The sequence below is a fragment of the Marinomonas sp. ef1 genome (assembly GCF_002806845.1).
Lineage (GTDB): Bacteria > Pseudomonadota > Gammaproteobacteria > Pseudomonadales > Marinomonadaceae > Marinomonas > Marinomonas polaris.
On sequence record NZ_NHTT01000007.1, the window covers coordinates 132,977 to 154,851 of the forward strand.

General features: G+C 42.4%; 20 protein-coding genes and 1 pseudogene. 11 read left to right on the forward strand and 10 right to left on the reverse strand.

Annotated features, from left to right (window positions below; genetic code table 11):
- Positions 1-46: 46 nt before the first annotated feature.
- Positions 47-616: a porin family protein gene (locus tag CCS02_RS11655; protein WP_072840118.1), complete on the reverse strand. Its 570-nt coding sequence runs from the start codon at positions 614-616 to the stop codon at positions 47-49.
- 258 nt (positions 617-874) lie between these two features.
- Entirely contained in the window at positions 875-1,501 is a 627-nt protein-coding gene (gene msrA / locus CCS02_RS11660) for a peptide-methionine (S)-S-oxide reductase MsrA (protein ID WP_100636636.1), read from the reverse strand.
- Positions 1,502-1,956: 455 nt separating this feature from the next.
- Here msrA and CCS02_RS11665 point away from each other — a divergent pair, with 455 nt between their 5' ends.
- The 3 genes from CCS02_RS11665 (at position 1,957) to CCS02_RS11675 (ending at position 4,765) form a co-directional block, all read left to right on the forward strand.
- The gene (locus tag CCS02_RS11665) at positions 1,957-2,733 is read left to right on the forward strand and encodes a ferredoxin--NADP reductase (protein ID WP_100186442.1); all 777 of its coding nucleotides are present in this window, start codon (positions 1,957-1,959) and stop codon (positions 2,731-2,733) included.
- A 45-nt stretch (positions 2,734-2,778) separates the two neighbouring features.
- On the forward strand, positions 2,779-3,639 hold the full coding sequence (yghU, locus tag CCS02_RS11670) for a glutathione-dependent disulfide-bond oxidoreductase (protein WP_100636637.1): 861 nt from the start codon (positions 2,779-2,781) through the stop codon (positions 3,637-3,639).
- Between the two features lie 304 nt (positions 3,640-3,943).
- A complete protein-coding gene (locus CCS02_RS11675) occupies positions 3,944-4,765 on the forward strand; it encodes an SHOCT domain-containing protein (RefSeq protein WP_100636638.1) in 822 nt (273 codons plus the stop codon).
- Between the two features lie 39 nt (positions 4,766-4,804).
- Here CCS02_RS11675 and CCS02_RS11680 read toward each other — a convergent pair whose 3' ends face one another.
- The 3 genes from CCS02_RS11680 to CCS02_RS11690 form a co-directional block, all read right to left on the reverse strand.
- Positions 4,805-6,772 carry a putative bifunctional diguanylate cyclase/phosphodiesterase gene (locus tag CCS02_RS11680; RefSeq protein WP_100636639.1) on the reverse strand — a complete coding sequence of 656 codons (1,968 nt, stop codon included), beginning with the start codon at positions 6,770-6,772 and terminating at the stop codon, positions 4,805-4,807.
- A gap of 27 nt (positions 6,773-6,799) precedes the next feature.
- Positions 6,800-7,015 carry a YgaP family membrane protein gene (locus CCS02_RS11685; protein ID WP_072840111.1) on the reverse strand — a complete coding sequence of 72 codons (216 nt, stop codon included), beginning with the start codon at positions 7,013-7,015 and terminating at the stop codon, positions 6,800-6,802.
- A 135-nt stretch (positions 7,016-7,150) separates the two neighbouring features.
- Complete coding sequence (locus CCS02_RS11690) at positions 7,151-8,041, reverse strand: LysR family transcriptional regulator (protein ID WP_100636640.1); 891 nt, start codon at positions 8,039-8,041, stop codon at positions 7,151-7,153.
- A gap of 170 nt (positions 8,042-8,211) precedes the next feature.
- On the opposite strand from CCS02_RS11690, the gene CCS02_RS11695 reads away from it, so the two are divergent.
- The 5 genes from CCS02_RS11695 to CCS02_RS11715 all read left to right on the forward strand — a co-directional run bounded on the left by CCS02_RS11695 (position 8,212) and on the right by CCS02_RS11715 (position 13,746).
- Positions 8,212-9,399, forward strand: coding sequence for an MFS transporter (locus CCS02_RS11695; RefSeq protein WP_100186437.1), 1,188 nt, complete (start codon positions 8,212-8,214; stop codon positions 9,397-9,399).
- Between the two features lie 13 nt (positions 9,400-9,412).
- Complete coding sequence (gene dkgB / locus CCS02_RS11700) at positions 9,413-10,228, forward strand: 2,5-didehydrogluconate reductase DkgB (protein ID WP_100636641.1); 816 nt, start codon at positions 9,413-9,415, stop codon at positions 10,226-10,228.
- Between the two features lie 326 nt (positions 10,229-10,554).
- Positions 10,555-11,730, forward strand: coding sequence for a sensor domain-containing diguanylate cyclase (locus tag CCS02_RS11705; RefSeq protein WP_232728869.1), 1,176 nt, complete (start codon positions 10,555-10,557; stop codon positions 11,728-11,730).
- On the forward strand, positions 11,720-12,529 hold the full coding sequence (locus CCS02_RS11710) for a substrate-binding periplasmic protein (RefSeq protein ID WP_232728870.1): 810 nt from the start codon (positions 11,720-11,722) through the stop codon (positions 12,527-12,529). The genes CCS02_RS11705 and CCS02_RS11710 overlap by 11 nt, the downstream gene beginning before the upstream one ends.
- A 164-nt stretch (positions 12,530-12,693) precedes the next feature.
- The gene (locus tag CCS02_RS11715; protein ID WP_100636644.1) at positions 12,694-13,746 is read left to right on the forward strand and encodes a Stealth CR1 domain-containing protein; all 1,053 of its coding nucleotides are present in this window, start codon (positions 12,694-12,696) and stop codon (positions 13,744-13,746) included.
- Positions 13,747-13,932: 186 nt separating this feature from the next.
- On the opposite strand, the gene CCS02_RS11720 is transcribed toward CCS02_RS11715, so the two are convergent.
- Entirely contained in the window at positions 13,933-14,328 is a 396-nt protein-coding gene (locus CCS02_RS11720; protein WP_100636645.1) for a hypothetical protein, read from the reverse strand.
- A gap of 368 nt (positions 14,329-14,696) precedes the next feature.
- Here CCS02_RS11720 and CCS02_RS22370 point away from each other — a divergent pair.
- Positions 14,697-15,230: pseudogene (locus tag CCS02_RS22370) on the forward strand (HD domain-containing protein).
- Positions 15,231-15,328: 98 nt separating this feature from the next.
- Here CCS02_RS22370 and aphA read toward each other — a convergent pair.
- On the reverse strand, positions 15,329-16,039 hold the full coding sequence (aphA, locus tag CCS02_RS11730) for an acid phosphatase AphA (RefSeq protein WP_100636646.1): 711 nt from the start codon (positions 16,037-16,039) through the stop codon (positions 15,329-15,331).
- A gap of 217 nt (positions 16,040-16,256) precedes the next feature.
- Between aphA and CCS02_RS11735 the strand changes: the two genes are divergently transcribed.
- Positions 16,257-16,532: a helix-turn-helix domain-containing protein gene (locus CCS02_RS11735; RefSeq protein WP_100636647.1), complete on the forward strand. Its 276-nt coding sequence runs from the start codon at positions 16,257-16,259 to the stop codon at positions 16,530-16,532.
- 65 nt (positions 16,533-16,597) lie between these two features.
- Here the strand turns inward: CCS02_RS11735 and modF are convergent, their stop codons facing one another.
- Positions 16,598-18,037, reverse strand: coding sequence for a molybdate ABC transporter ATP-binding protein ModF (modF, locus tag CCS02_RS11740; RefSeq protein WP_100636648.1), 1,440 nt, complete (start codon positions 18,035-18,037; stop codon positions 16,598-16,600).
- 129 nt (positions 18,038-18,166) lie between these two features.
- Positions 18,167-19,639 carry a ketol-acid reductoisomerase gene (gene ilvC, locus CCS02_RS11745; protein WP_100186424.1) on the reverse strand — a complete coding sequence of 491 codons (1,473 nt, stop codon included), beginning with the start codon at positions 19,637-19,639 and terminating at the stop codon, positions 18,167-18,169.
- 225 nt (positions 19,640-19,864) lie between these two features.
- Here ilvC and ilvY point away from each other — a divergent pair, with 225 nt between their 5' ends.
- Positions 19,865-20,758, forward strand: a complete 894-nt coding sequence (gene ilvY, locus CCS02_RS11750; protein ID WP_100636711.1) for an HTH-type transcriptional activator IlvY — start codon at positions 19,865-19,867, stop codon at positions 20,756-20,758.
- 42 nt (positions 20,759-20,800) lie between these two features.
- Here the strand turns inward: ilvY and CCS02_RS11755 are convergent, their stop codons facing one another.
- Positions 20,801-21,847 (reverse strand): Fe(3+) ABC transporter substrate-binding protein, encoded by a 1,047-nt coding sequence (locus CCS02_RS11755; protein WP_100636649.1) that lies wholly within the window; start codon positions 21,845-21,847, stop codon positions 20,801-20,803.
- Positions 21,848-21,875 lie beyond the last annotated feature (28 nt).

Below are 21,875 nucleotides of genomic sequence, written 5' to 3' on the forward strand. Positions count from 1 at the left end.
ACTTACCCATTTGGGGTAAGTCTTTCTATGTACAGGTGAAGTTTTTTTAGAAGCGGTATTCAGCACCAACACTAGCTTGTTTAAAATCAGAGTCAAAGTCTGAATTAGAATCAACGTTATCTGCGTTTAGATCAACGTCGTACCATGTATATTGAGCGTTAACTAGTAAGTTTTCTGTCACTTTGAAGTTAACACCTGCGCCTGCAAATAAGCTTCTATCGTCTGAACTGCCTTTAACCGAGGCGATGTTATAGTCGGTTTCATGCCAAAGCTGACCAGCCTTTGCAAAGAGCTCAACCGTTTGAGTGATAGGGATTGTTCCTTTTAACGCAGCTGTGTAACCAGTTGTTTCTGCATTTGCGGCACTGTTGCCGTAGCTGCCAAAGTCAATGTAACTACCTTCTAAGGCAAGGAAAGAGTTGAAACGGTAACCGACAATACCTTGTACTACATCGTTATCGTCATCAAAGTCATCATCGCTTTCCACTTTAAGATAACCGTAATTACCGCCAACATAGAAACCACTGTTGTTTTCAGCCATATCTTCCGCTTTCACTGCGGCACTGAATGAGGCTATAGCGATGCTACCTGCGATTACTGGAATAAATTTTTTCATTGTATAACTCCTTTTAGTTACTTAATTGAGAACTTTGCGAGTTGAGTTACTACTCTGGGACATGAATTTTTAAATGGCTAGTTTTCCGAAGGCTTTTACCTATTTGCTTCATTTTCTATGCGTTAAACCTAGGTAAGAAACGCTTTGCTGATACTTTATAGAGAGGGATTGAGCGGAGAAAATTAGGTTGAAGATAGTAAAAGAATTACATAAAGGTGCCAGAGCTTCGAAGTTACACTGGCACCTTTATGTATTTATTCAATGATATTGATGACTAGCCACTTCTCCCCATAAGCTTTCAATACGATTGTCTCGGCCGCAGCTTGCACGGTAAAAAGCATAACGAATGGGATTCTTGGTGTAGTAGCTCTGATGGTATTCTTCAGCAGGGTAGAACTTTTTGGCAGGAAGAATTTCGGTAACAATATCGTTTTTAAACGGTTTTGTTTTTTTGACCTTAGCTAGAGACGCTTCAAAAACTGCTTTTTGTTGGTCATCTTGGTAAAACATCGCGGTCTTGTAAGGAGAGCCTTTGTCACAGAATTGACCTTCGGCATCGGTTGGGTCAATTGTTTTCCAGTAATAGTCAGCCAATGTCTTTAAAGAAACGATGTCATCATCAAAATGAATGACAACGGCTTCAAAGTGGCCGGTATTTTTGGCAGATACCTTGCTGTACGTTGGGTTTTCAGTATGACCTCCTGTATAGCCAGAGACAACATCACTGACACCTTGAACCAATTCAAAATCAGATTCTACACACCAGAAACAACCGCCTGCGACTATCATGGTTTGTGGTGCGGCTTGTGACATGCTACTAAAAGTTGTTACTCCAGTAAGAAGCAGCAATCCTAAAGCGCTGTTAAATATATGTTTTATGCTCATTTTGTGTGTCCTTTAAATCATAAGAAATATGTCATCTAGCTCTTTGACGTTATGGGGAATGCTTTTCTTACATCTATTTTTTCTTACACTTATATAATAGATATAAACAGTAGGAGGAAATTGACATCTCGAATGCTAGATAAGGTGTAAGCAAGTTTAATACGTTATCTTCCTACTTAATGACCTATTTTTTGTACATTTGCATGGCACACTAGATGCGGTTCTAAAGGGAGCCGTTATTTGGCTGTATATATGCTGAGCATATTAAAGACATCTAAATAATCAATTAAACAAATATAGGATTGTCTTATAGTATGTTTAACAGTCAATTCAACTCTCATCTGTTCATGGATACGATCACTGTTAATTCGCACTGTTAGGTAGGTGAAGATTACCGCTGTGCTGTTTGAGGTTTGAAAAGAAATATTCTTTGTACAAATTTTAATGGGGTAGTCATGAGTGCATTTGTTACTGAACGTGTATTAAGCGTTCACCACTGGGATGAAAATTTATTCAGCTTTAAAACCACACGTAATCCAAGCTTACGTTTCGATAATGGTCAATTCGTTATGATTGGCTTGGAAACGGAAACTCGTCCTTTGATGCGTGCTTACAGTATTGCTAGCCCTAACTATGAAGAGCACTTGGAGTTTTTTAGCATTAAAGTGCCAAACGGGCCGTTAACTTCACGTTTACAGCATTTAAAAGTCGGCGATGATGTTTTGGTCAGCCGCAAACCGACTGGTACCTTGGTGACTCGCGATTTACACCCAGGTAAAAACTTGTATTTGTTGTCTACTGGCACAGGCTTGGCGCCTTTCTTAAGTGTTATTCAAGATTTTGACGCTTATGAACAATACGAAAAAATTGTTTTGATTCACGGTGTTCGCCACGTTAGTGAGTTGGCTTACGCTGACTTCATCGAAAAAGAATTGCCTGAAAATGAATTCTTCGGCGAGCAAGTAAAAGACAAATTAATTTATTATCCAACCGTGACGCGTGAACCGTTCCGCAATCAAGGTCGTCTGACCGATTTGATTCGCAGTGGTAAATTAGCCGAAGATATTGGTTTGCCTCAGTTGAATCCTGCTCACGACAGAGCCATGATTTGTGGTAGCCCAAGTATGCTTAAAGATACGTCCGCTTTGCTCGATGAACTTGGTTTTAACGAATCACCAAAAATCGGTGTGCCAGGGGATTATGTTATCGAGCGAGCTTTTGTCGAACATTAACTGCGAGAGTAATTTTCTCGCTGACAAATAAATTTAGGAGATGTTATGAGTACTGATACAAAATCGAATCAAGATTATGTTCCTCCAAAGGTTTGGACATGGAATACAGAAAATGGTGGTAAATTTGCCAGTACTAACCGTCCAATAGCAGGGGCAACGCACGAAAAAGTCCTGCAAGTCGGTAAGCATTCACTTCAACTTCATTCTTTGGCTACGCCGAATGGTCAAAAAGTTACCATCATGCTGGAAGAGCTTTTAGCTTTGGGAATCAACGAAGCAGAATACGATGCGTATTTGATTAACATTGGTGAAGGTGATCAGTTTGGTTCAGGCTTTGTTGAGATCAACCCTAACTCCAAAATCCCTGCCTTGATGGATCATAGTACCACGCCACCAACTCGTGTATTTGAGTCTGGTTCTATCCTGCAATACCTAGCTGAAAAGTTTGATGCCTTGGTACCAAAAGATCTAGCTGCTAAAACAGAATGTCGTAACTGGTTGTTCTGGCAAATGGGCTCTGCGCCTTATTTAGGCGGTGGCTTTGGTCATTTTTACGCCTATGCTCCAACGAAAATGCAATATCCAATTGATCGCTTTTCTATGGAAACCAAACGTCAGTTAGATGTATTGGATAAGCAGTTAGCGAATAATACTTATATGGCGGGTGAGGAATATTCTATTGCTGATATCGCGATTTGGCCTTGGTACGGCAATTTGGTGCTAGGTAATTTATACAGCGCAGCGGAATTCCTTGATGTGACTAGCTATAAAAACGTATTGCGTTGGGCTAAAGCTATTGAGCAGCGTCCAGCGGTACAGCGCGGTCGCATTGTTAATAAGGCTTTTGGTGATGGCGCTAAGCTTCAAGAACGCCATGATGCAGCGGATTTCGACGGCCTTATCTAGTAAAAAAATAGAGCTGAAATGGTGCATTTTTATAAAGAGACAAGGCATAAAATGGCTTGTCTCTTTTTTATTTGTAATAAATAAGAAGAGTTCAAAAAATAAACAGTTATTTGTGTTTATTCTGTGGCTTGTCACCATTTTGTAAGACGTGTCTGTGTTAGAATTGAGGCCTACGAAATCTGTTGGCCAGCATGATGCTGCAACCTACTCTTTGTTTGTGTCTATGTACTAGGCGATGTTTGCCTTTTTCTGCAGCGGCTAGATAAAAGAGAACAGCTCTACGTCTCATTTAGAGAGCTTTACCATGCAAAATTTAACGCAAGATGGACAAAACCTAGTTAACTCCCTTTCCCGTCGCTACAACCTAAGCTTTGATGCTGTGATGCACATGTTGATTGCCGTCAATAATGGCAATGGTTCGATGGCACAGTTCAACTGCCCTGAGCTGGGTGGTGGCGGTCAGTGGATGCGCGGCGGCATGACCATGGTGGGTGACATGTTCAACTATGGTTTGAAATCGACAGTGGATAACCTCTGTAATGAATTGGCTAACGGCCTGGCTAATATGCAAGTATTCATGCCATTACCAAAGGGCTCAAAATCCAGTAATCAATGGTGGCCGGGTGATCTTGGTCAGCCTTTTAGCAGCGGTGCGCAAAATAGCACGCGTTACGCTATTTTTCCGAATCGTTTAGCGGTTGAAGTGAATGGCAATGTGACGGTTTACGATACGTTAGACAATAATATTGGTGGCATAAGCCAGCAGCAGGGCGGTAATTCATCACTGACTTTTTCGAGCCAATACGGCACTATCCCGGTGAATACCTTACCTATTGTTTCTGGCGCAGGTTCGTCTAGCTCAAATACGAACAATCAATCATCACAACAGTCAGCTCAACAGTCAGCACAACAAAATCTAGCACCACAGAATAACTTTGTGGCTCCGCCTGCGGCAATGGCCTTTACGCCAGCGCCTGCGATGCCAGCTCCTCAGAATTTGACTAATGCATCGTCTGTTGATGAAGTGATTCAATTGATTGAAAAGTTGGCTAAGTTGCGAGATATGGGCGCGATTTCAGATAACGAATACAATTCTAAAAAAACAGATTTACTCAATCGTATTTGATTGAGTAAATAGAGTGTTTTGTTAGGTAATTGCAACCAATTAGAGCGGCAGAGCAGCATCAGCCAGTAACATAGCTTGCATGTTTTCTGCTGTCATTGGCATGGCGTAATAATAGCCTTGCCCGTAAAGGCAGCCTATTTCGATTAACATTTCTGATTGCGATTTATTTTCTATGCCTTCCGCGATGACTTCGCATTCAAAAGAATTTGCCAGCATGACGACAGATGACACGACGGCTTGTTTTCTAATATCCTGCTCTACTCCATCAATAAACGATCGGTCAATTTTTATGTGGTTTACATTAAGATTGCTGATGTAAGACAAAGAGCTCATGCCTGTGCCAAAATCGTCTATAGCTAATTTGATTCCGGCTTCTTTAAAGTTATTTAGACTTTGAGATATGTATTCTATGTTGACGCTGGTTGCAGATTCGATTAACTCTATTTCTAGTTTATTTGCTTCAATTTTATGATTTTTAAGGAGCCTAAGAGTGAAGTCTAATAAACTTGGGTCGAGTAAATTGTAAGGTGATAGGTTAATTGCGATGGGTGTAAACAGCCCTTGCTGGTGCCAAAGGTCAAGCTGTTCAATTGCGTTTGTAATAACGTAGCGGCCAAATTCTTGAACACGACCACTTTGCTCTATCAACTCAATAAAATGGGCTGGGGGTAGAAGCCCATCTGTTGGATGATACCAACGAGCTAATGCTTCAACACCAATAATATGACCATCTTTAAGTGACACTTTAGGTTGATAATGAAGCTTAATTTGCCTTTCAGATAATGCATCATCTAAATCGGCACGAAGTTTTAAGCGCTGGCGACCGCACTGTATATTTCTTTCATTAAACATACTCCAGCCACTGCGATTTTGTTTCGCTTCATACATGGCCGTATCAGCATATAGTATCAACGACTCTGGGTCTGTGGCCTGGCTTGGATAATGTGAAAGGCCAATGCTGGCACCTGTGCTAATCGCGAGTTTATTAATCATTACCGGCTCATTACAGGTAATGATTAATCTCTGTACAAGATTTTTAGCTTGCTCAATATCCACTTCTGGTGCCCAAATGATAAATTTGTCACCACCAAAGCGAACAAGCGTTTGAGCGTCGTCTAATACTTGACCTAACTTTTTAGCCACGTTTATTAAAAGAGTATCGCCTGCTGCGTGGCCGAATGTGTCGTTTACTTCTTTGAACTTGTCTAAATCGATGACAAAAAGACAGCCTTGTTTAGGGTAGTGGCTATAAAATTCTTCGTATTTTTTATGCGTTGGATCCGAGTGATCGATAATGATTGGGTGCATCATGTTAGCCAGAAACAGGCGGTTGGGTAATCCTGTTAATGAATCATGAGTTGCCAGATGAGCTAGTGAATCGTTTTTATCTTGAACACGTTTATTCATCCATGAGGATAGAGTTAGTGCGAACCAAGTGGCTAACCAGAAGACGATAATGGAGGTAATGATGAGGCGTTTCATCACAAATGTGAGTGTATTATCAATATATTCTGATGTCTTGATAATGATGACTTGGTATTTATCCCCTCTTACCACCTGCCAAAGAAATTGCTTTCCACTCATTGTTTCTTGGCCATTTGGCATATCAACGGTAGATAAAGACGTGCTTGTCAACAATATGAGTTTAGATAATAAGAGATCAATCTCAATAGGGTTCATTTTATGATCAATAGACCATTCTAGATTTGGTCCAGTGATTTTTATATAAAGCTCTGATTCCTCTAAATGACCATTAAAGTAGACCAACTTAATAAGTTCTGCGAGGTGTTCTTCAGGAGCTTTCTTGTTAGTAATGAGAAGTTCACCATGGATCAACATGGCTTGCCTATGTAGTGAGTCTAGCGCTGTTTTTAGACCCAGATCAGCCGCAAGGCGATAAGATACGACCGTATAAATAGAGGCGACAGATAACGCAACAGTAAGACATATCAGTATCAGCTTTAAGCGGAAGGATTTGTCTCTTTGTAACTCTAACAGTGCTGTCATAAAAACCTTGAGTAGGTGGAAGGCTTCTTATTTTTTAACTTTATAGGTACTAATCCCTGCGACATGATAAACGGGGCACCATCCTGACAATAGGGATATTAAGTTGAGTGCACCGAATACGCCTATTAATACTTCTAATACAGGCTCTTCTAAATAGTCGCCGTTGAAAAGAGCAAAACCAGTAAATACAATTCCTACAACGCCTCGAATTATTCTATCCGCAGGATGTAAATTTCTTTTCATTTAGGACTGCCTTTTAAATTTATTAATATCACGAGTACTGCAAAATAATCGGCTTTATGCGGATAAGAAACAATATCAAGACTGTAAGGAATTGCATCACATTTGTAATTGGAGTGTGTTGACAGGGCTTCCTGACTACAAAATAAGGCGCGTTTTGATGAAGTTTAAAAAAGCTTCAATACGAGATGCTAGAGCTGTGTGTTTGTAGTAGACCGCATTAACTTGCTCTCTGGGATTGGGTGTCTGTATGGATTCGATTAGTAGGCTGATCAAGCGTCCTGCTTTGATATCTTCACTCACCATAAAGTTAGAGAGTAAGGCAATGCCATTACCTGCTAAACACAATTGACGAACGGTTTCGCCGCTACTTGCTTTGATGTCAATTGACAGTTGAATAGGTGGTATTGTTGGCAGTTTGTTTAAATTGGCAATATCGGAAAAGCCGATGATATCGTGCAATGCTAGCTCCTCGACTGTCTTTGGTGTGCCGTTTATTGCCAGATAATCTGGCGAAGCAACCAAATGAAGTATGCTTCTTCCAAGCAAGGTGGCATGTAATCCTGAATCACTTAATCCTCCAATACGAATAGCAAGATCGGTGCGTTTTTCAATTAAGTCAATAATGCTGTCGTTCGATACTAGCTCAAGTTCAATATCTGGATAAGCCGCTCTAAAGGGTTTAATAAGAGGAACGAGTTGATGAAGTACAAAAGGACTAGCTGCATCGATGCGTAATCGCCCAGAAGGTCTGGTTTTTTGGGCAGTAAGCGCAAACTCCGCACCAGCAATCTGTTCCATTGCACTGCGAATCGCCATGATAAAGCGTTCGCCTTCCTGTGTTAGGCTGACTTTTCGTGTCGTGCGGGTAAACAAACTGCATGCGTGTTCTTGCTCTAAGCGAGTTATGGCACGAGATACTTTCGCCACTTGAATGTCTAATGCATTGGCTGCTGCAGAGAAGCCGCCATGATCGGCAACCGCAAGCAATATTTCTAAGTCTTCTGTTTTTGATCGAATGCCGTTCATTGCTTATTCCATCACATTATTATTGCTGTTATTGATAAAGTAATTTGTTACTTATGCTGTTTTTGTAAATATTAGCAAGCTTCATACTCCACTCCAACAAAACTTGAAATGTCTCTTTTAAAGGTAGCTTTCTTTAATGGAATGTTTCTTCAATATAGGAGTGCATGATTATGCCACTTGCTCTTTGGGCGCTGACTCTCAGTGCCTTTGCAATAGGAACCACAGAGTTTGTTATCGTAGGTTTGATACCGACGATAGCGAATGATTTATCCGTCAGTTTACCCAGTGCAGGCTTGCTCGTCAGTTTGTATGCGTTAGGTGTTGCGGTTGGCGCACCAGTGCTAACGGCTTTGACGGGCAAGCTCAATCGTAAATGGCTGCTCATTGGCTTAATGAGTTTGTTCATTCTTGGCAACATGCTGGCTTGGGCGGCACCGGGTTATAACTCGCTCATTGTTGCTCGTATCTTAACCGGATTGGCTCACGGAGTATTTTTTTCGATCGGTTCGACGATAGCGACACGTTTGGTGTCGAAAGAAAAAGAGGCCAGCGCGATTGCGCTCATGTTTACTGGTTTGACCGTTGCTCTTGTTACTGGTGTTCCGTTAGGAACTTGGATTGGACAGCATTTCGGCTGGCGTGCGACTTTCTTGGTGGTCTCAGCATTGGGCTTAATCGCCATGATTGGCAGCGCTATTCTAGTGCCAAATAATCTTAAACAATCCCCTAATGCCAGTTTGGTAAAACAAATGTCTGTATTGGTTAAGCCACGTTTGCTTTTGGTGTATGCCATGACAGCAGTGGGTTACGGCGGAACGTTCGTGGCCTTTACTTTTCTCGCCTCCATTCTTGAATCTGTGAGCGGTTTCCCATCTTCCGCCATTGGTTTGATCATGCTGGTGTACGGTGTATCGGTAGCGATTGGTAATATTTGGGGCGGAAAAATGGCTGACCGAATTGGTCCGATTAGTGCTTTGTCTTATATTTTCTTGGCTTTGGCTGCGGTGCTTGTTCTCTTTTACTTCACCGCGCCCTATCCATGGCTGGCCTTGATAACCGTATTGCTTTGGGGCGCTTTCGCTTTTGGTAATGTACCAGGCTTGCAGGTTTATGTAGTGCAAATTGCGGAACGAGAAACGCCCCACGCAGTAGACGTTGCCTCGGGTTTAAACATCGCTGCGTTCAATGTAGGCATTGCGTTAGGAGCGCTTATAGGCGGACACATTGTTGATCAATATCGCTTAATAGATACGGCTTGGGTTGGTGCGGTCATTGTTTTGGTGGCGCTGGTTCTGACACGCTTTAGCGGCTACTTAGATAAGAAAGACCGCTTTACGGTTCAATTAAATAACCTTTAACAGGAAAAATATTATGAAAAATACCAACTTTACGCTGGGAATGGGCACTTTTCGACTTCAAGATAAAGTCGCTTATGACTCTGTGAAAATGGCGTTAGAAGAAGGCTATCGCCATATTGACACTGCTCAAATCTACGGGAATGAAGCCGAAGTAGGGCAAGCCATTGCAGATAGCGGTATCCCAAGAGACGAATTGTTCATTACGACAAAAGTTTGGTTCGAAGCTTTTAGCGAGGACAAATTCATCGATAGTGTGAAAAAAAGCCTTACTAAGTTGAAAACCGATTATGTGGATTTACTTTTGATTCACTGGCCGTCGCCGCAAGATGAAGTCGATATGGTGTTGTATCTAAACGAATTGAAAAAGTCGAAAGATATGGGGTTAGCACTCGAAATCGGTATTTCTAACTTCACCATAGCGCAAACTCAACAAGCGCTAGACATTCTGGGTGAAGACGAGCTATTCACGAACCAGATCGAAGTGCATCCATATTTGCAAAACGACAAGCTAGTGAATTTTTGCCAAACTAATAAGGTTGCAGTGACAGGTTATATGCCGTTTGCCTATGGCAAAGTATTGGCTGATGAAACGCTAAAAGCTATTGCTGAAAAACACCAAATAAGTACTGCGCAACTAGTTATTCAATGGCTGGCTCAGCGCGATATTGTCACTATTCCGTCGTCTACTAAACGTAAGAACCTTACTTCAAACTTTGAGAAAGTAAGTATTACTCTAAGCGATGCAGACATGGATCGAATTGCCGAATTGGATTGTAATGATCGACAGGCCAACCCAGATTTTGCCCCTGAATGGGATGCATTTAGTTAGTTTTAAAGAATATTAGCGTTTAAAAAGCTGGCTTGTTGAGGGATTTGATTCGACGAGTTGGCTTTTTCGTTTTGGGAAAAATAGAAGAATAAAATAGCTGCGAAAAATACAAAATATGTAAGCAGAGGTTTTTCTTTGCTGTAGATAAGTAGATTTCATTTAGCACGGGAATCATCTAAGGTAAACTTTAGCTTAAAGTTTGCTGGAAAGGTCCATTTTTAATGTTTGTAAGGTTCCTGCGTCCAAACAATCTCTCCCAAAAAATGATGCGTGTGATTTTTTCCATTTATTTGGTTGTTACCCTTCTAATCACAAGTTTGCAGTTTTTGAGTGAATATCTGAAAACGCAGGATGCTATTGTCAGTGAATTACAGCAATTGGATGCAACCGTTCGAGGTCCTATTTCGACTAGCTTGTGGCAGTACAACCATAAGCAGTTAGATTCGCTCACTTCGGGGCTGATTCAAATGCCAATTATTGAAGGTGTGGATGTTTTAGACCAAAATTCGCAAAGTATAATATCGAAAAGATTCTACGACCCTAGCTCTGTTCCACTGTCTATTTTTGATTCAACATCAGAGTTAAGCTGGACTCTAAATGGCGAAAGCATACCTCTTGGTACGCTGGTACTTTATTCATCCTCAGGTGTGGTGCTAGAACGAGTTTGGTTCGGCTTTGCTTTGATTGCTATTACCGCATTCATCAAGTTAACTGTTTTATTCTGGCTGTTTATTTGGGCCTTTGACCGCTATTTAGCCGCTCCTTTAAGAGAGCTGATGTCGCAGGTGAATGAGGTGCAATTAAGCCCAAGCATTAGTAAGCGAATTAATTTATCAAACACTGACAATAATGAACTCAGCCAGCTTCAAGAACATATGAATAATATGCTCAGTGCCATGTCGACAGATCGAGCTCGACTGCTTGAAGGCGAGCAAGCCCGGCGAGATTGGTTAGAAGATGCTGTGGCAAAGCGCACCGAAGACCTACAAATTCTCAATGAAAAACTCAAACACCTCGCAACAAGAGATTCTTTGACTGACGTCTTAAATCGAGGAAGCTTTTTTGAAACAGCACAACAGTTGCTGGTTCTTTCCCAGCGTCAAAAATCGATAGCGTCTTTTATCCTGATGGATTTAGATTTTTTTAAGCGTATCAATGATACTTATGGTCATTTTATCGGGGACAAAGTACTGATCCACTTTACCCAAACACTTCAGGGCTTTTTAAGAAAATCAGACCTTCTTGGCAGAGTGGGCGGTGAAGAGTTCGCCATATTTCTTCCTGATACCGGATTAGATGCTGCTTGCCAGCTTGCTGATAAAATACGTCAAACTATAAGTGATGCCGCGTTAGAAGTGGAAGGTAAGACGGTCACTTATACTGTAAGCCTTGGTGTTGAGTCATCTGGTCCCGAAGATCAATTAATTGATGAACTGTTTAAGCGTGTCGATTTGAAGTTGTACGGAGCGAAAGGTAAGGGGAGAGATCGCGTTGAGAGATAATAAACTAAGAATGCTATCTTTCCTTATGTTTGCCTTGGGAGCTGGCGTGTCGAGTGTTAGCCATGCGAAAACACTAAAAGTGTGTTATGACCAATGGCCACCAATGACCATATTTCCCACAAAAGAAGTGCCTGAACGCGGTGTTGTCATCGATATGGTGGAGCAAATTTATTCATCAAAAGATTATTCCCTCGAATACTTTGAAGTGCCGCTAGCAAGGGGATTAGACATGGTAGCTGAAGGGCTTTGTGACATGCTGCCAGAATATCTCTATTCGAAGAATTCAGACAATGCCTTTGTCTATGCCAGTGAGGCAACATTTTCATACGCTACCGCTTTTGTTGTCAGAAAAAGTGACTCTTGGCGCTATCAAGGCATTCAATCCTTAAATGGCAAACGTATCGCCACGGGGCCGGGTTGGGATTACAGTTCGATGAGTGCTGGCTATCAACATTATATTGATGATCCTGCGAACTCGGATTTTGTTGAAGTAATCGCGGGTTATGATGACGTAGTTGATCGTATCTTCCATATGATTAAAGAGGATCGCGTCGACTTATACGCCGATAACGACCTTGTTCTTCAATATGTTTTAAACCAATTAGATTTAAATGATGACCTTAGAATTGTGCGTCCCGGTTTAGAAAAAAAATTAGTTGAAATGCCCATCTTTTCAAAAAAAATCCCCACCGACAAAAGACAAGAATTGATCAATATTTGGAATGAAGGACGCTTGGCGATGAAAGGCAAAAAAGAGCAGGCTCTTCTTAACAAGTATGAGGTATCATTAGAAAAGTAATGTAAGACAGTCCTTTTTTCTTTTTGAATGGATAGAAAATAATCGATAGATTCACTATCAAATCAACTCATTGAAGAGTTGACCCACCTAGAATTGACTCGTCCGGTGATCAGCCTGAGCCGCTATTTGTATCAGCTAAGAGATCATCATGCACGGATATTGAAATGCAAAGTAATACAACCGAACACCAGCTTGAACCGATTGATGCTGTTATCACTTGGGTTGATGGAAGTGCTGTGAAACACCGCCAGAAACGACAAAGATATATGGCAATGGAGTCTCTACCACTGCATGAGAATGCGTCGAACCCTCATAGATGGATGTGTAACGATGAAATCTTATACTGCATTCAATCGATCGAAAACCATGCGCCGTGGATAGGTAAAATCTGGATTGTTGTTGATGAAGAAGGCCCTGATTTATCAAGCCTCTCAGAAAGCATTAGAGCCAAGGTGCATCTTGCCTATCATGCAGAAATCTTTAACGGATTCACGCAGGTGTTGCCCACATTCAACTCTTTGGCGATTGAGAGCATGCTGTGGCGCATTGACGGGCTGAGCGAGCGCTTCATGTACTTTAATGATGATGTGTTCTTGACCGCGCCTCTAAATCCGACCGACATTTTTGACGGGCTTACTCCTATTTTGCGAGGCAAATGGGTTGACTACAGCGGTCTACTTATCAGTACCGAAATACGGAATGACCCTGCGAAATTTCACTATTTCATGCAAATAAATGCAGCCCAAATTATTGGTTTTCCTGCTACAGAACTGTTTTCTGCTGCTCATGTTGTGCATCCTTTTCGACGTTCAAAGATGGCCGAATTGTTTGCCCGGTATCCCGATAAGTTTCTCAATAACATTAAATATAGATTTCGGAATTTGGATCAATTTTTCCCGCAGGGACTGCACAATCACGCTTGTATAAGGGATAAAGAGGCCAAGGTTAGCACGACAGATGACCATCTTCATATCTCAAGCGGACATGGAAAAGGGCAACCTCCTGCCGACACCCTAGCGCTGTTGACCAGAGCGACAGAGCCTGAAATCAAGTTTCTATGTGTTAACGATCTTCCTCAACTGGTAGAGATTATTCCTAATGCTGAAGAATGGATTGCTCAGGCTATCGGCGGGTTTCCAGCGCTGGCTAAAAATACAACAATTGAGAGATTGTGCTTGCAATCAGAGGAGTCGGCGACAAATTTGGCAGAAGCATGATGTCGCTATCGAACAATGTAACAGCGGAATGAGTGGCTAGTTTACAAAGAAATAAGTGTGGCTAATGGTTTAGTACACTTAAATCAACCAGACAGACAGGCTATTAGATCTTTTAGATTGTGGAAGCTAAAGAGATGAGCCCACTTTCAGATAAACTCATTGAATAGTTGACCCGTCTAGAATTAACTAGTTCGACGGTGAACCTGAACCACCGTTACCTTTGCCGCCATTGCTTCCTGCACCATTACGATTACTTCCCATACCACCGCCATTCATTCCCATGTCACTAGACCAAGAAGGCAAAGTGACACCTTGTTCACGAGCCCGAATTAGCATTTGGTTGTGGTGCAAGTCACGAAATTTTTCGCGTTCTTGTTCTGTTTTTAATGCAAAATATTGCTGATGATATTGTAACCGCTCTTGCTGGGTCATGAGTTGAGAACCATAAACCATCTCCATGTCTTCACGCTGGATTTGATCCTTGTCTTGAGTTCTGTCCTGATCAGCTGCAAAAATCGGATTACTGGCCGTCATAATGGATGCACCAGCAATAATAGATAGTAAAGTGAGTTGCTTAAACATACGGATCTCCTTAAATAGGTAAAAAACCGTGTCGCCTAAGCCTTGCCAGCGATACGACCTAAGACTCAACCTCGCGGACACTCCGCGGATCAATTCTTAGTTCCATCATAGAAGTTTATTCCGACTAAGATCGTGCGCTACATCACATTAGATGAAATGAATATAACTCTTATTGTGTTATGTCTTTTTCAGTTGGCTATTTATTAAAGCCTGCTTTGCTATCTGTAGGTTAGCCTTAAACTTAGGGTCGAATTCTCATAGCTTCTTGGTTACTCTGGATCAAACTCTAATAAGACAGATTAAGGTATTTCATGCCAGAGCAACTAAACGACTAAACTCTCGATAAACAATTCGCCTTTTTATGTGAGATAGACCAACTAAAATCTGTTATCCGTAAATCGCCATTGATTGATAAATCACGAAGAGAGAACTCTGCCGAACATTCATGGCATTTGGCCATGTATGCCTTAATCCTAAAAGACAGTTCCGACAAGGAAATTAATATTGAGCGCGTGATCAAAATGCTCTTGATCCATGACATTGTTGAAATCGACGCGGGTGATCACCCGATACATGAAACGGTGGATAACACAGCTCAAGAAGAGGCAGAGCAAAAAGCTGGGGATCGTCTCTTTGGTTTATTACCAACATCTCAAGGTGAAGAACTCAAAGCCCTTTGGTACGAATTTGAAGCCGCTTAAACAAATGACGCCGTATTTGCGAAATCTCTAGACCGACTACAACCATTGATTCACAACGTGGCTACCAACGGCGGTACATGGATCGAAGGTAATGTCAGCCATGAACAAGTTAAACAGCGTTATGGGTCAGTGATTAGCGCGGGCTCAAAAAGAATCTGGAATCTAGTGCAAAAATTGGTTGGCCAGTATTTTCATAGATAGAGTCCGCTGTCTTGAATTAGCCTAATAGTAGAAAAACAGAAAGCCGAAAATTCAATGATTTTCGGCTTTCTCCTTTCTGATACTAATCGAAAGAGAGGTTAGTATTGAGAGTCTTTTAATACTCGTTCGCCATAGATGCCATTCTTTGGAATAGGTGTGTAGCTAGAGTTAGCCGCACGCATTACACGAATCCCCTCGGCACCTGCGTCGCGTGCTGAAATAATGTCACCATCCGCATCGCCGTAATAAACTTTGATGTCATTGTTTTTAATGTACTTAGTTTTCGTGTATTCAGTACGGCTTGATCCTGCAAAAATAACATCATGCATATTTTTGATATCAAAAGTCTTTTTCAAATACTCAGTAGTGAAATTACAATCAGAACCGGTACGACCTGTAATGAAATAAATGCTATCACCACGTTCTTGGTGCATCGCAATCAACTCTTTGGCAATATTCTTCGGCATGCTGAATGCGTCCCAGCCACAGTTTGCTTTATCCCAAAAGTCTTGATTCGTTAGGTAAGAATAACCGTTTGGCGAGAATTCTTGTTGGCCACGATAAAAAACCGGCGTGCTAAACAAGGTCGTATCATCGATATCAAAACCAACCGCAAAAGGCGCTTTGCCTTGCAGCTCTTTCTGAATATCCGCAACAGAAATCATCTTCACATCAGCTGGCATGCCCGCCGTGGTCATATCAATGGTGGAATAGCCTTTATGAGTGCCGGGTGTTTTTGGGTCTGCGTTAGCAGATAGACTGGCGACACAAGCCAGCACAATAGTCATGGTTCGTAAGGTATGGTTCATAGTGTTCCTTATAGGTTTCATTAGTAGTGATTTTCTCATTCTATCGCTAAAAAATACGGCTTGCTATCATCTTGGTTTGATTTGAATGAAGGGCAGAGTAAGCGTATTTACTTTTTATAAAGGACGGCAGTGGCAGTAAATATTGACAAAGTTCACTTGTAAGTTAACCTCGGGTCATTGAAATTTATAATAAAAATTATTTACAGAGGAAACCCTTATGAGTGATCTTCAAAAATACATAGCGAAAAGAAAAGAGAGCGACGCCAATTTTGCCGATAACTATGATGAGGGTTATCAGGTCTTTAAGTTCGGTGTGTTACTGAAAGAAGCGCGTATTAATGCAGGTCTGACTCAGCTTGATCTTGCGGATAAATTACACATCCAAAAGAGCGCGATATCACGAATTGAAAATCACTCTGAAGACGTGAAATTGTCGATGTTAGAGAAGTTCGCTTCCGCATTGGGGAAGAAGTTAGAAATCCGCTTAGTTTAAATTTTGCTAAAAACACAAAAGCCAACTCAATGAGTTGGCTTTTGTGTTTCTGGAAGATGTAAATCCTAGCTGTTCTTCTTCAATCCCAAGTAGTTCTCTATCCCTTTGATCTTATCTTCTGCGTGGTGGTTAACGTAGAGAACGGTGGTTTCTTTGCCTTGGCATATTTTCTCGATCAGCGCGAGGACGAGCTGGCGGTTCATGTCGTCTAGGCCGAGGCAAGGTTCATCTAGGATCAAGAGTGGCGGATGTTTCACCATGGCGCGGGCGATGAGCAGTAAACGTTGGTCGCCGTAGGAGAGCTTGTTAAATGGCTGGTCGCCGCGGTCTGCCATGCCGAGTAGTGCAAGCCATTGGTCGGCGATTTTCTTTTGGTTATCGGTGGATTTGCTGTACATGCCGATGCTGTCGTAGAAGCCGGAAATAATGACGTTTTTACAGCTGGTGCTGACGCGGTATTCCCATTGCAGTGCCGTGGAAACATAGCCGATAAATTGTTTGATTTGCCAAATGCTTTCGCCGTTGCCACGCTGAAATCCAAAGACGAAAATATCGTTGGTGTAGCATTGTGGATGATCGCCAGTGATCAAAGATAAAACGCATGTTTTGCCGCTACCGTTGGGGCCGCTGAGTTGCCAATGTTGGCCTTGCTGAATGGTCCAATCCAGTTTGTCGACAATGATCGTGTCGCCATATTTGATGGTTGCTTGGTTCAGTTTCACTAGCGGCTGACTTGGGTCGAGTGCTGGTAGTTTATTGGTTGGGTCGGCTTCTGGCACACTTAGGTCAGTGTTTTTCAAATGCAGTAATTGGTAGAGCTCGTTGAAGGCATTTTCGTCTTTTTTATCTACTGTCAGTTCCACTCGTCCCTTATCAACATAAGCCACATGAGTAATAAACTCAGGCATTTCATCAAAGCGGTTTAGCACCATGATCATCGGCGTTGTTTCTATGATAGAAGCGAGATGCGCTTGCAGCATGGCAAGGGTGTCGACGTCTAAACCATCGAATGGCTCGTCTAAAATTAGTAGGTCGGGTTTGCTGGATAAAGCGCGAATTAGCATGACTTTGCGGGTTTCGCCTGTGGAAAGTTTACGAAAGGCGCGGTCGAGTAGTTTGCTTAGGCCAAATTTTTCTACCAGTGCTTGGGCTAGCTCTGGATCTCGGCAGTTATCGAAAATTATTTCATGTACAGGTGTGCCGAGTGAAATCACGTCCATGATGTCGGCGTCGTCTTTTTTCAGTTCTTTGGCAATCAGTTCGGCTTGGGCTTCAAAAGACACCAATCCCACATTTTTTGGAAGACCAGTTACTGTGCCGTTTTCAATATCGCCCACTCCGGCTAAGACTGCTGCCAAAGCGGATTTACCGGCACCATTAGTGCCTGTAATCACCCAATGTTGGTTGGGTTCAATGGTCCAGTTAATCTCGCTTAGTGTAAAGCGATCATCAAAGTTCACTGTCACTTTCTTTAACTGGATAGTGTCTAAGCGGATGCTGTCCATGGTATTTCCTAATGTTTTGTTTAGAACAAGAAGAGACAAAAAAGCCGAGATCATTTATGTAAACAATCTCGGCTTTTTGAGTTTAAAGCACGATCTTATAAGCGAGCGCGCATTAATCTAATCGTCGTATTAAACGATTTTTTTCATATCCGCCATGTGGCCGCGTAACACCGCGCCAACTGCTTCTACTGGATGTGAACGAAGTGCTTTGTTTACTTCGATCAAACGAGCGTTATCTACGCCGTTGTCTTCTACAGAAAGACCTTTACCGATAACGTCGGTTTTGATGTCTTTCATGAAGTCAGCCAATAGTGGAACACAAGCGTGGTTGTATAGGTAACAACCGTATTCTGCTGTATCAGAGATTGTCGCGTTCATTTCGTACAATTTCTTACGAGCTATAGTGTTCGCGATTAGTGGAGTTTCGTGTAGAGACTCGTAGTAAGCCGATTCAGCAATGATACCAGCTGCTGTCATAGTTTCGAAAGCAAGCTCAACGCCAGCTTTAACCATAGCAACCATCAAGATACCGTTGTCGAAGAATTCTTGCTCAGAAATTTCTACATCGCCAGCAGGTGTTTTTTCGAAGTTAGTTTCAGCCGTGTCTGCACGCCATTGAAGAAGATTTTTATCATCGTTCGCCCAGTCTTCCATCATAGTTTGAGAGAAGTGACCACTGATGATGTCGTCTTGGTGCTTGTTGTACAAAGGACGCATGATCACTTTTAGTTCTTCAGAAAGATCGAATGCTTTGATCTTAGCTGGGTTAGAAAGACGATCTAGCATGTTGGTCACGCCGCCGTATTTCAATGCTTCAGTGATAGTTTCCCAACCGAATTGGATCAAACGAGATGCGTAGCCAGCGTCGATGCCTTCTTCAACCATTTTGTCGAAGCAAAGGATAGAACCAGTTTGCAACATACCACAAAGGATAGTTTGCTCACCCATAAGGTCAGATTTAACTTCAGCGATGAAAGAAGACATCAACACGCCTGCTTTGTGACCGCCGGTACCTACCGCGTACGCTTTTGCTAGCGCAAGACCTTCGCCTTTAGGATCGTTGTCTTCGTGAACAGCGATTAGAGTTGGAACACCGAAACCACGAACGTATTCAGCGCGAACTTCAGAACCTGGGCACTTAGGAGCAACCATGATTACTGTTAAGTCTTCGCGGATTTTCATGCCTTCTTCTACGATGTTGAAACCGTGAGAGTAAGATAGGCAAGCGTCTTTCTTCATAAGAGGCATAACAGCAGTAACAACTGGAGTGTGTTGCTTATCTGGTGTTAGGTTCAAAACTACATCGGCAGTTGGGATCAAATCTTCGTAAGTGCCAACAACAAAACCGTTTTCAGTCGCGTTTTTCCAAGACTGACGTTTTTGTGCAATCGCTTCAGGACGCAAAGCGTAAGAAACGTCTAGACCAGAATCACGTAGGTTCAAGCCTTGGTTAAGACCTTGTGCACCACAACCGATAACAACCATTTTTTTGCCTTTAAGCGCTTCTACGCCATCTGCAAATTCAGAGCTGTCCATGAAGCGACATTTTGCTAATTGAGCTAGTTGCTCGCGTAGCGGCAAAGTATTGAAGTAGTTAGCCATGTTATACACATCCTATAGATTTGATTAATGTATCAACGATAAAAACACGCTGATATTAAAAATGGATTACACAGTCGCCAAGCCATGCTTTTCATGACGTCCTGCGAGTAGGGCTAATCTATCCTAGTGGGATCTTTTCGTAAATTGATATATTCGCAATATAGTGTCCCATTTTTTGCAAACATGTTTTATTATGGGCGAATAGTAGGTGACTAAGGTTTCATGATGAATATTAAGACGCTTAAACAGTTCCTCGCCTTGGCGGAAACATTGAACTTCGGACGCGCCAGTGACGAATGCCATATCAGTATTTCTGCCATGTCGCGTAACATTCGGCACTTAGAGGATGAGCTAGGTGTAGCGCTGTTCAACCGCGACAATCGCACCGTGGCATTGACCCAAGAAGGGCAGAAATTTCTCAAGTATGCGCGTGATACCAGCCGACAATGGAACTTAATTCGTCATGAACTGACGGATAATTCCGACCAGCTTAGCGGTGAAATCAGCCTTTATGGCTCAGTAACAGCGAGTTACAGTTTTTTGTATGAGTTGCTGCGGCGTTTTCGTATTGCCTATCCTGCTATTGAAATCAAACTGCGCACGGGTGATCCAGAACACGCTATAGCCCATGTTCTCGATGGTAAAGAAGACATTAGTCTTGCTGCACGTCCAACTAACTTGCCTCGAGGATTAGCCTTTAAGCCTATCGCTATTTCGCCCTTGTTGTTTATTGCGCCTCTTGAACAACAAGTGCCGAATGTGCCAACAAACACGCCAACTACGCCGGAAGAGTGGGCGAATATTCCAATGATTCTCTCGGAAAGCGGTGTGTCTCGAACGCGTGTCGATGAATGGTTTCGCCAGCACGACATCGCGCCACGGATTTATGCACAAGTCACCGGTAACGAAGCGATCGTGAGTATGGTGAGCCTAGGTTTTGGTATCGGCGTGGTGCCAAAAATCGTCTTGGATAACAGCCCATTGGTGGATCGAATTAAGGTGCTAGATGTACAACCTGAATTGGAGCCATACGATATTGGTTTGTTTGCTCTGAAGAAAAGCTTGAAGAACCCGCTGGTAGAAGCGTTTTGGAATTTGATGGAAGAAGAGACGCCGTAGCGCCTCTTCTCTTTTTTTGCTGCGTGAGGTGGAAAGCTTAATTTACTTCCAACCACCTTGGTCCATTAATTTAACCGCTTGACGGTTGTTTTCACCTAATACACTCAAAGACACTTTATCGGCTTTGAACTCACCAAACGTTGCTAAGCTTTTAGGTGGCGCCACGCCTTCGATCACTGCGTATTCGTTGTTCACGTTGGCGTACCATTCTTGGCTTTGCTTATTGGTTAAGAAGTCAATGAGCTGTTGAGCGTTTTCTTTGTTTTTCGCGGATGCGGTGATGCCAATACCGCTGACATTCACATGAGCGCCACGTTCGTTGTCAGCTTGGTTAGGCCAGAACATTTTAAGCTTGTTAAAAACAGCGCGTTCGTCTGCCTTGTCGCTTAACCCTAAACGGCCAAAGTAATAGGTATTCGCTATGGCAATGTCACAAACCCCCGCAGCTGCGGCTTTTAGCTGATCAGTGTCGCCGCCTGCTGGTGGACGAGCAAAGTTGGCTACTAAACCTTTAATCCACTCAAGAGTTTGCTTTTCACCGTTTGCATCTATCATCGAAGCAACCAAAGATTGGTTGTATATGTTGTTAGAAGAGCGAATGCAAATTTTGCCTTTCCATTTAGGGTCAGCTAGATCTTCGTAAGTTGATAGATCAGCAGCGGATACAGTCTCTGGATTATAAAGGATAACGCGAGCACGTTGAGAAAGGCCGTACCAGTAACCTTCGCGGTCTTTTAGGTGCTCAGGCACGACTTTGTTTAGATTGTCAGTTTCAAACGGCTGAAGCACACCTGCTTCTTTTGCTCGGTATAAACGTCCTGCATCAACAGTAATGAATACATCGGCTGGGCTAGCGTCACCTTCTGATTGTAGTCGGCTCAATAGAGTATCCGCGCTACCGGTAATTAGGTTTACTTTGACATTGTTTTCTTTTGAATAGATATCTAACAAAGGTGCGATAAGTGCTTCGCTGCGAGCAGAGTAAATATTAACCTCGCCACTTGCCTGAACGGATGTACTGCTAAAAGCGAGTATCGAGGTTGCGCCAGCTAAGGTTATTAGTGATGTTTTTGTTGTTGGACGTTTCATTACGGGTTCCTATCTATAGTATGAAGTT

What these genes read in the sequence shown, in the direction of transcription:
- CCS02_RS11655 (WP_072840118.1), bottom strand. Translation starts at nt 616, where the DNA reads ATGAAAAAATTTATTCCAGTAATCGCAGGTAGCATCGCTATAGCCTCA.
- msrA (WP_100636636.1), bottom strand. Translation starts at nt 1,501, where the DNA reads ATGAGCATAAAACATATATTTAACAGCGCTTTAGGATTGCTGCTTCTT.
- CCS02_RS11665 (WP_100186442.1), top strand. Translation starts at nt 1,957, where the DNA reads ATGAGTGCATTTGTTACTGAACGTGTATTAAGCGTTCACCACTGGGAT.
- yghU (WP_100636637.1), top strand. Translation starts at nt 2,779, where the DNA reads ATGAGTACTGATACAAAATCGAATCAAGATTATGTTCCTCCAAAGGTT.
- CCS02_RS11675 (WP_100636638.1), top strand. Translation starts at nt 3,944, where the DNA reads ATGCAAAATTTAACGCAAGATGGACAAAACCTAGTTAACTCCCTTTCC.
- CCS02_RS11680 (WP_100636639.1), bottom strand. Translation starts at nt 6,772, where the DNA reads ATGACAGCACTGTTAGAGTTACAAAGAGACAAATCCTTCCGCTTAAAG.
- CCS02_RS11685 (WP_072840111.1), bottom strand. Translation starts at nt 7,015, where the DNA reads ATGAAAAGAAATTTACATCCTGCGGATAGAATAATTCGAGGCGTTGTA.
- CCS02_RS11690 (WP_100636640.1), bottom strand. Translation starts at nt 8,041, where the DNA reads ATGAACGGCATTCGATCAAAAACAGAAGACTTAGAAATATTGCTTGCG.
- CCS02_RS11695 (WP_100186437.1), top strand. Translation starts at nt 8,212, where the DNA reads ATGCCACTTGCTCTTTGGGCGCTGACTCTCAGTGCCTTTGCAATAGGA.
- dkgB (WP_100636641.1), top strand. Translation starts at nt 9,413, where the DNA reads ATGAAAAATACCAACTTTACGCTGGGAATGGGCACTTTTCGACTTCAA.
- CCS02_RS11715 (WP_100636644.1), top strand. Translation starts at nt 12,694, where the DNA reads ATGCAAAGTAATACAACCGAACACCAGCTTGAACCGATTGATGCTGTT.
- CCS02_RS11720 (WP_100636645.1), bottom strand. Translation starts at nt 14,328, where the DNA reads ATGTTTAAGCAACTCACTTTACTATCTATTATTGCTGGTGCATCCATT.
- aphA (WP_100636646.1), bottom strand. Translation starts at nt 16,039, where the DNA reads ATGAACCATACCTTACGAACCATGACTATTGTGCTGGCTTGTGTCGCC.
- CCS02_RS11735 (WP_100636647.1), top strand. Translation starts at nt 16,257, where the DNA reads ATGAGTGATCTTCAAAAATACATAGCGAAAAGAAAAGAGAGCGACGCC.
- modF (WP_100636648.1), bottom strand. Translation starts at nt 18,037, where the DNA reads ATGGACAGCATCCGCTTAGACACTATCCAGTTAAAGAAAGTGACAGTG.
- ilvC (WP_100186424.1), bottom strand. Translation starts at nt 19,639, where the DNA reads ATGGCTAACTACTTCAATACTTTGCCGCTACGCGAGCAACTAGCTCAA.
- ilvY (WP_100636711.1), top strand. Translation starts at nt 19,865, where the DNA reads ATGAATATTAAGACGCTTAAACAGTTCCTCGCCTTGGCGGAAACATTG.
- CCS02_RS11755 (WP_100636649.1), bottom strand. Translation starts at nt 21,847, where the DNA reads ATGAAACGTCCAACAACAAAAACATCACTAATAACCTTAGCTGGCGCA.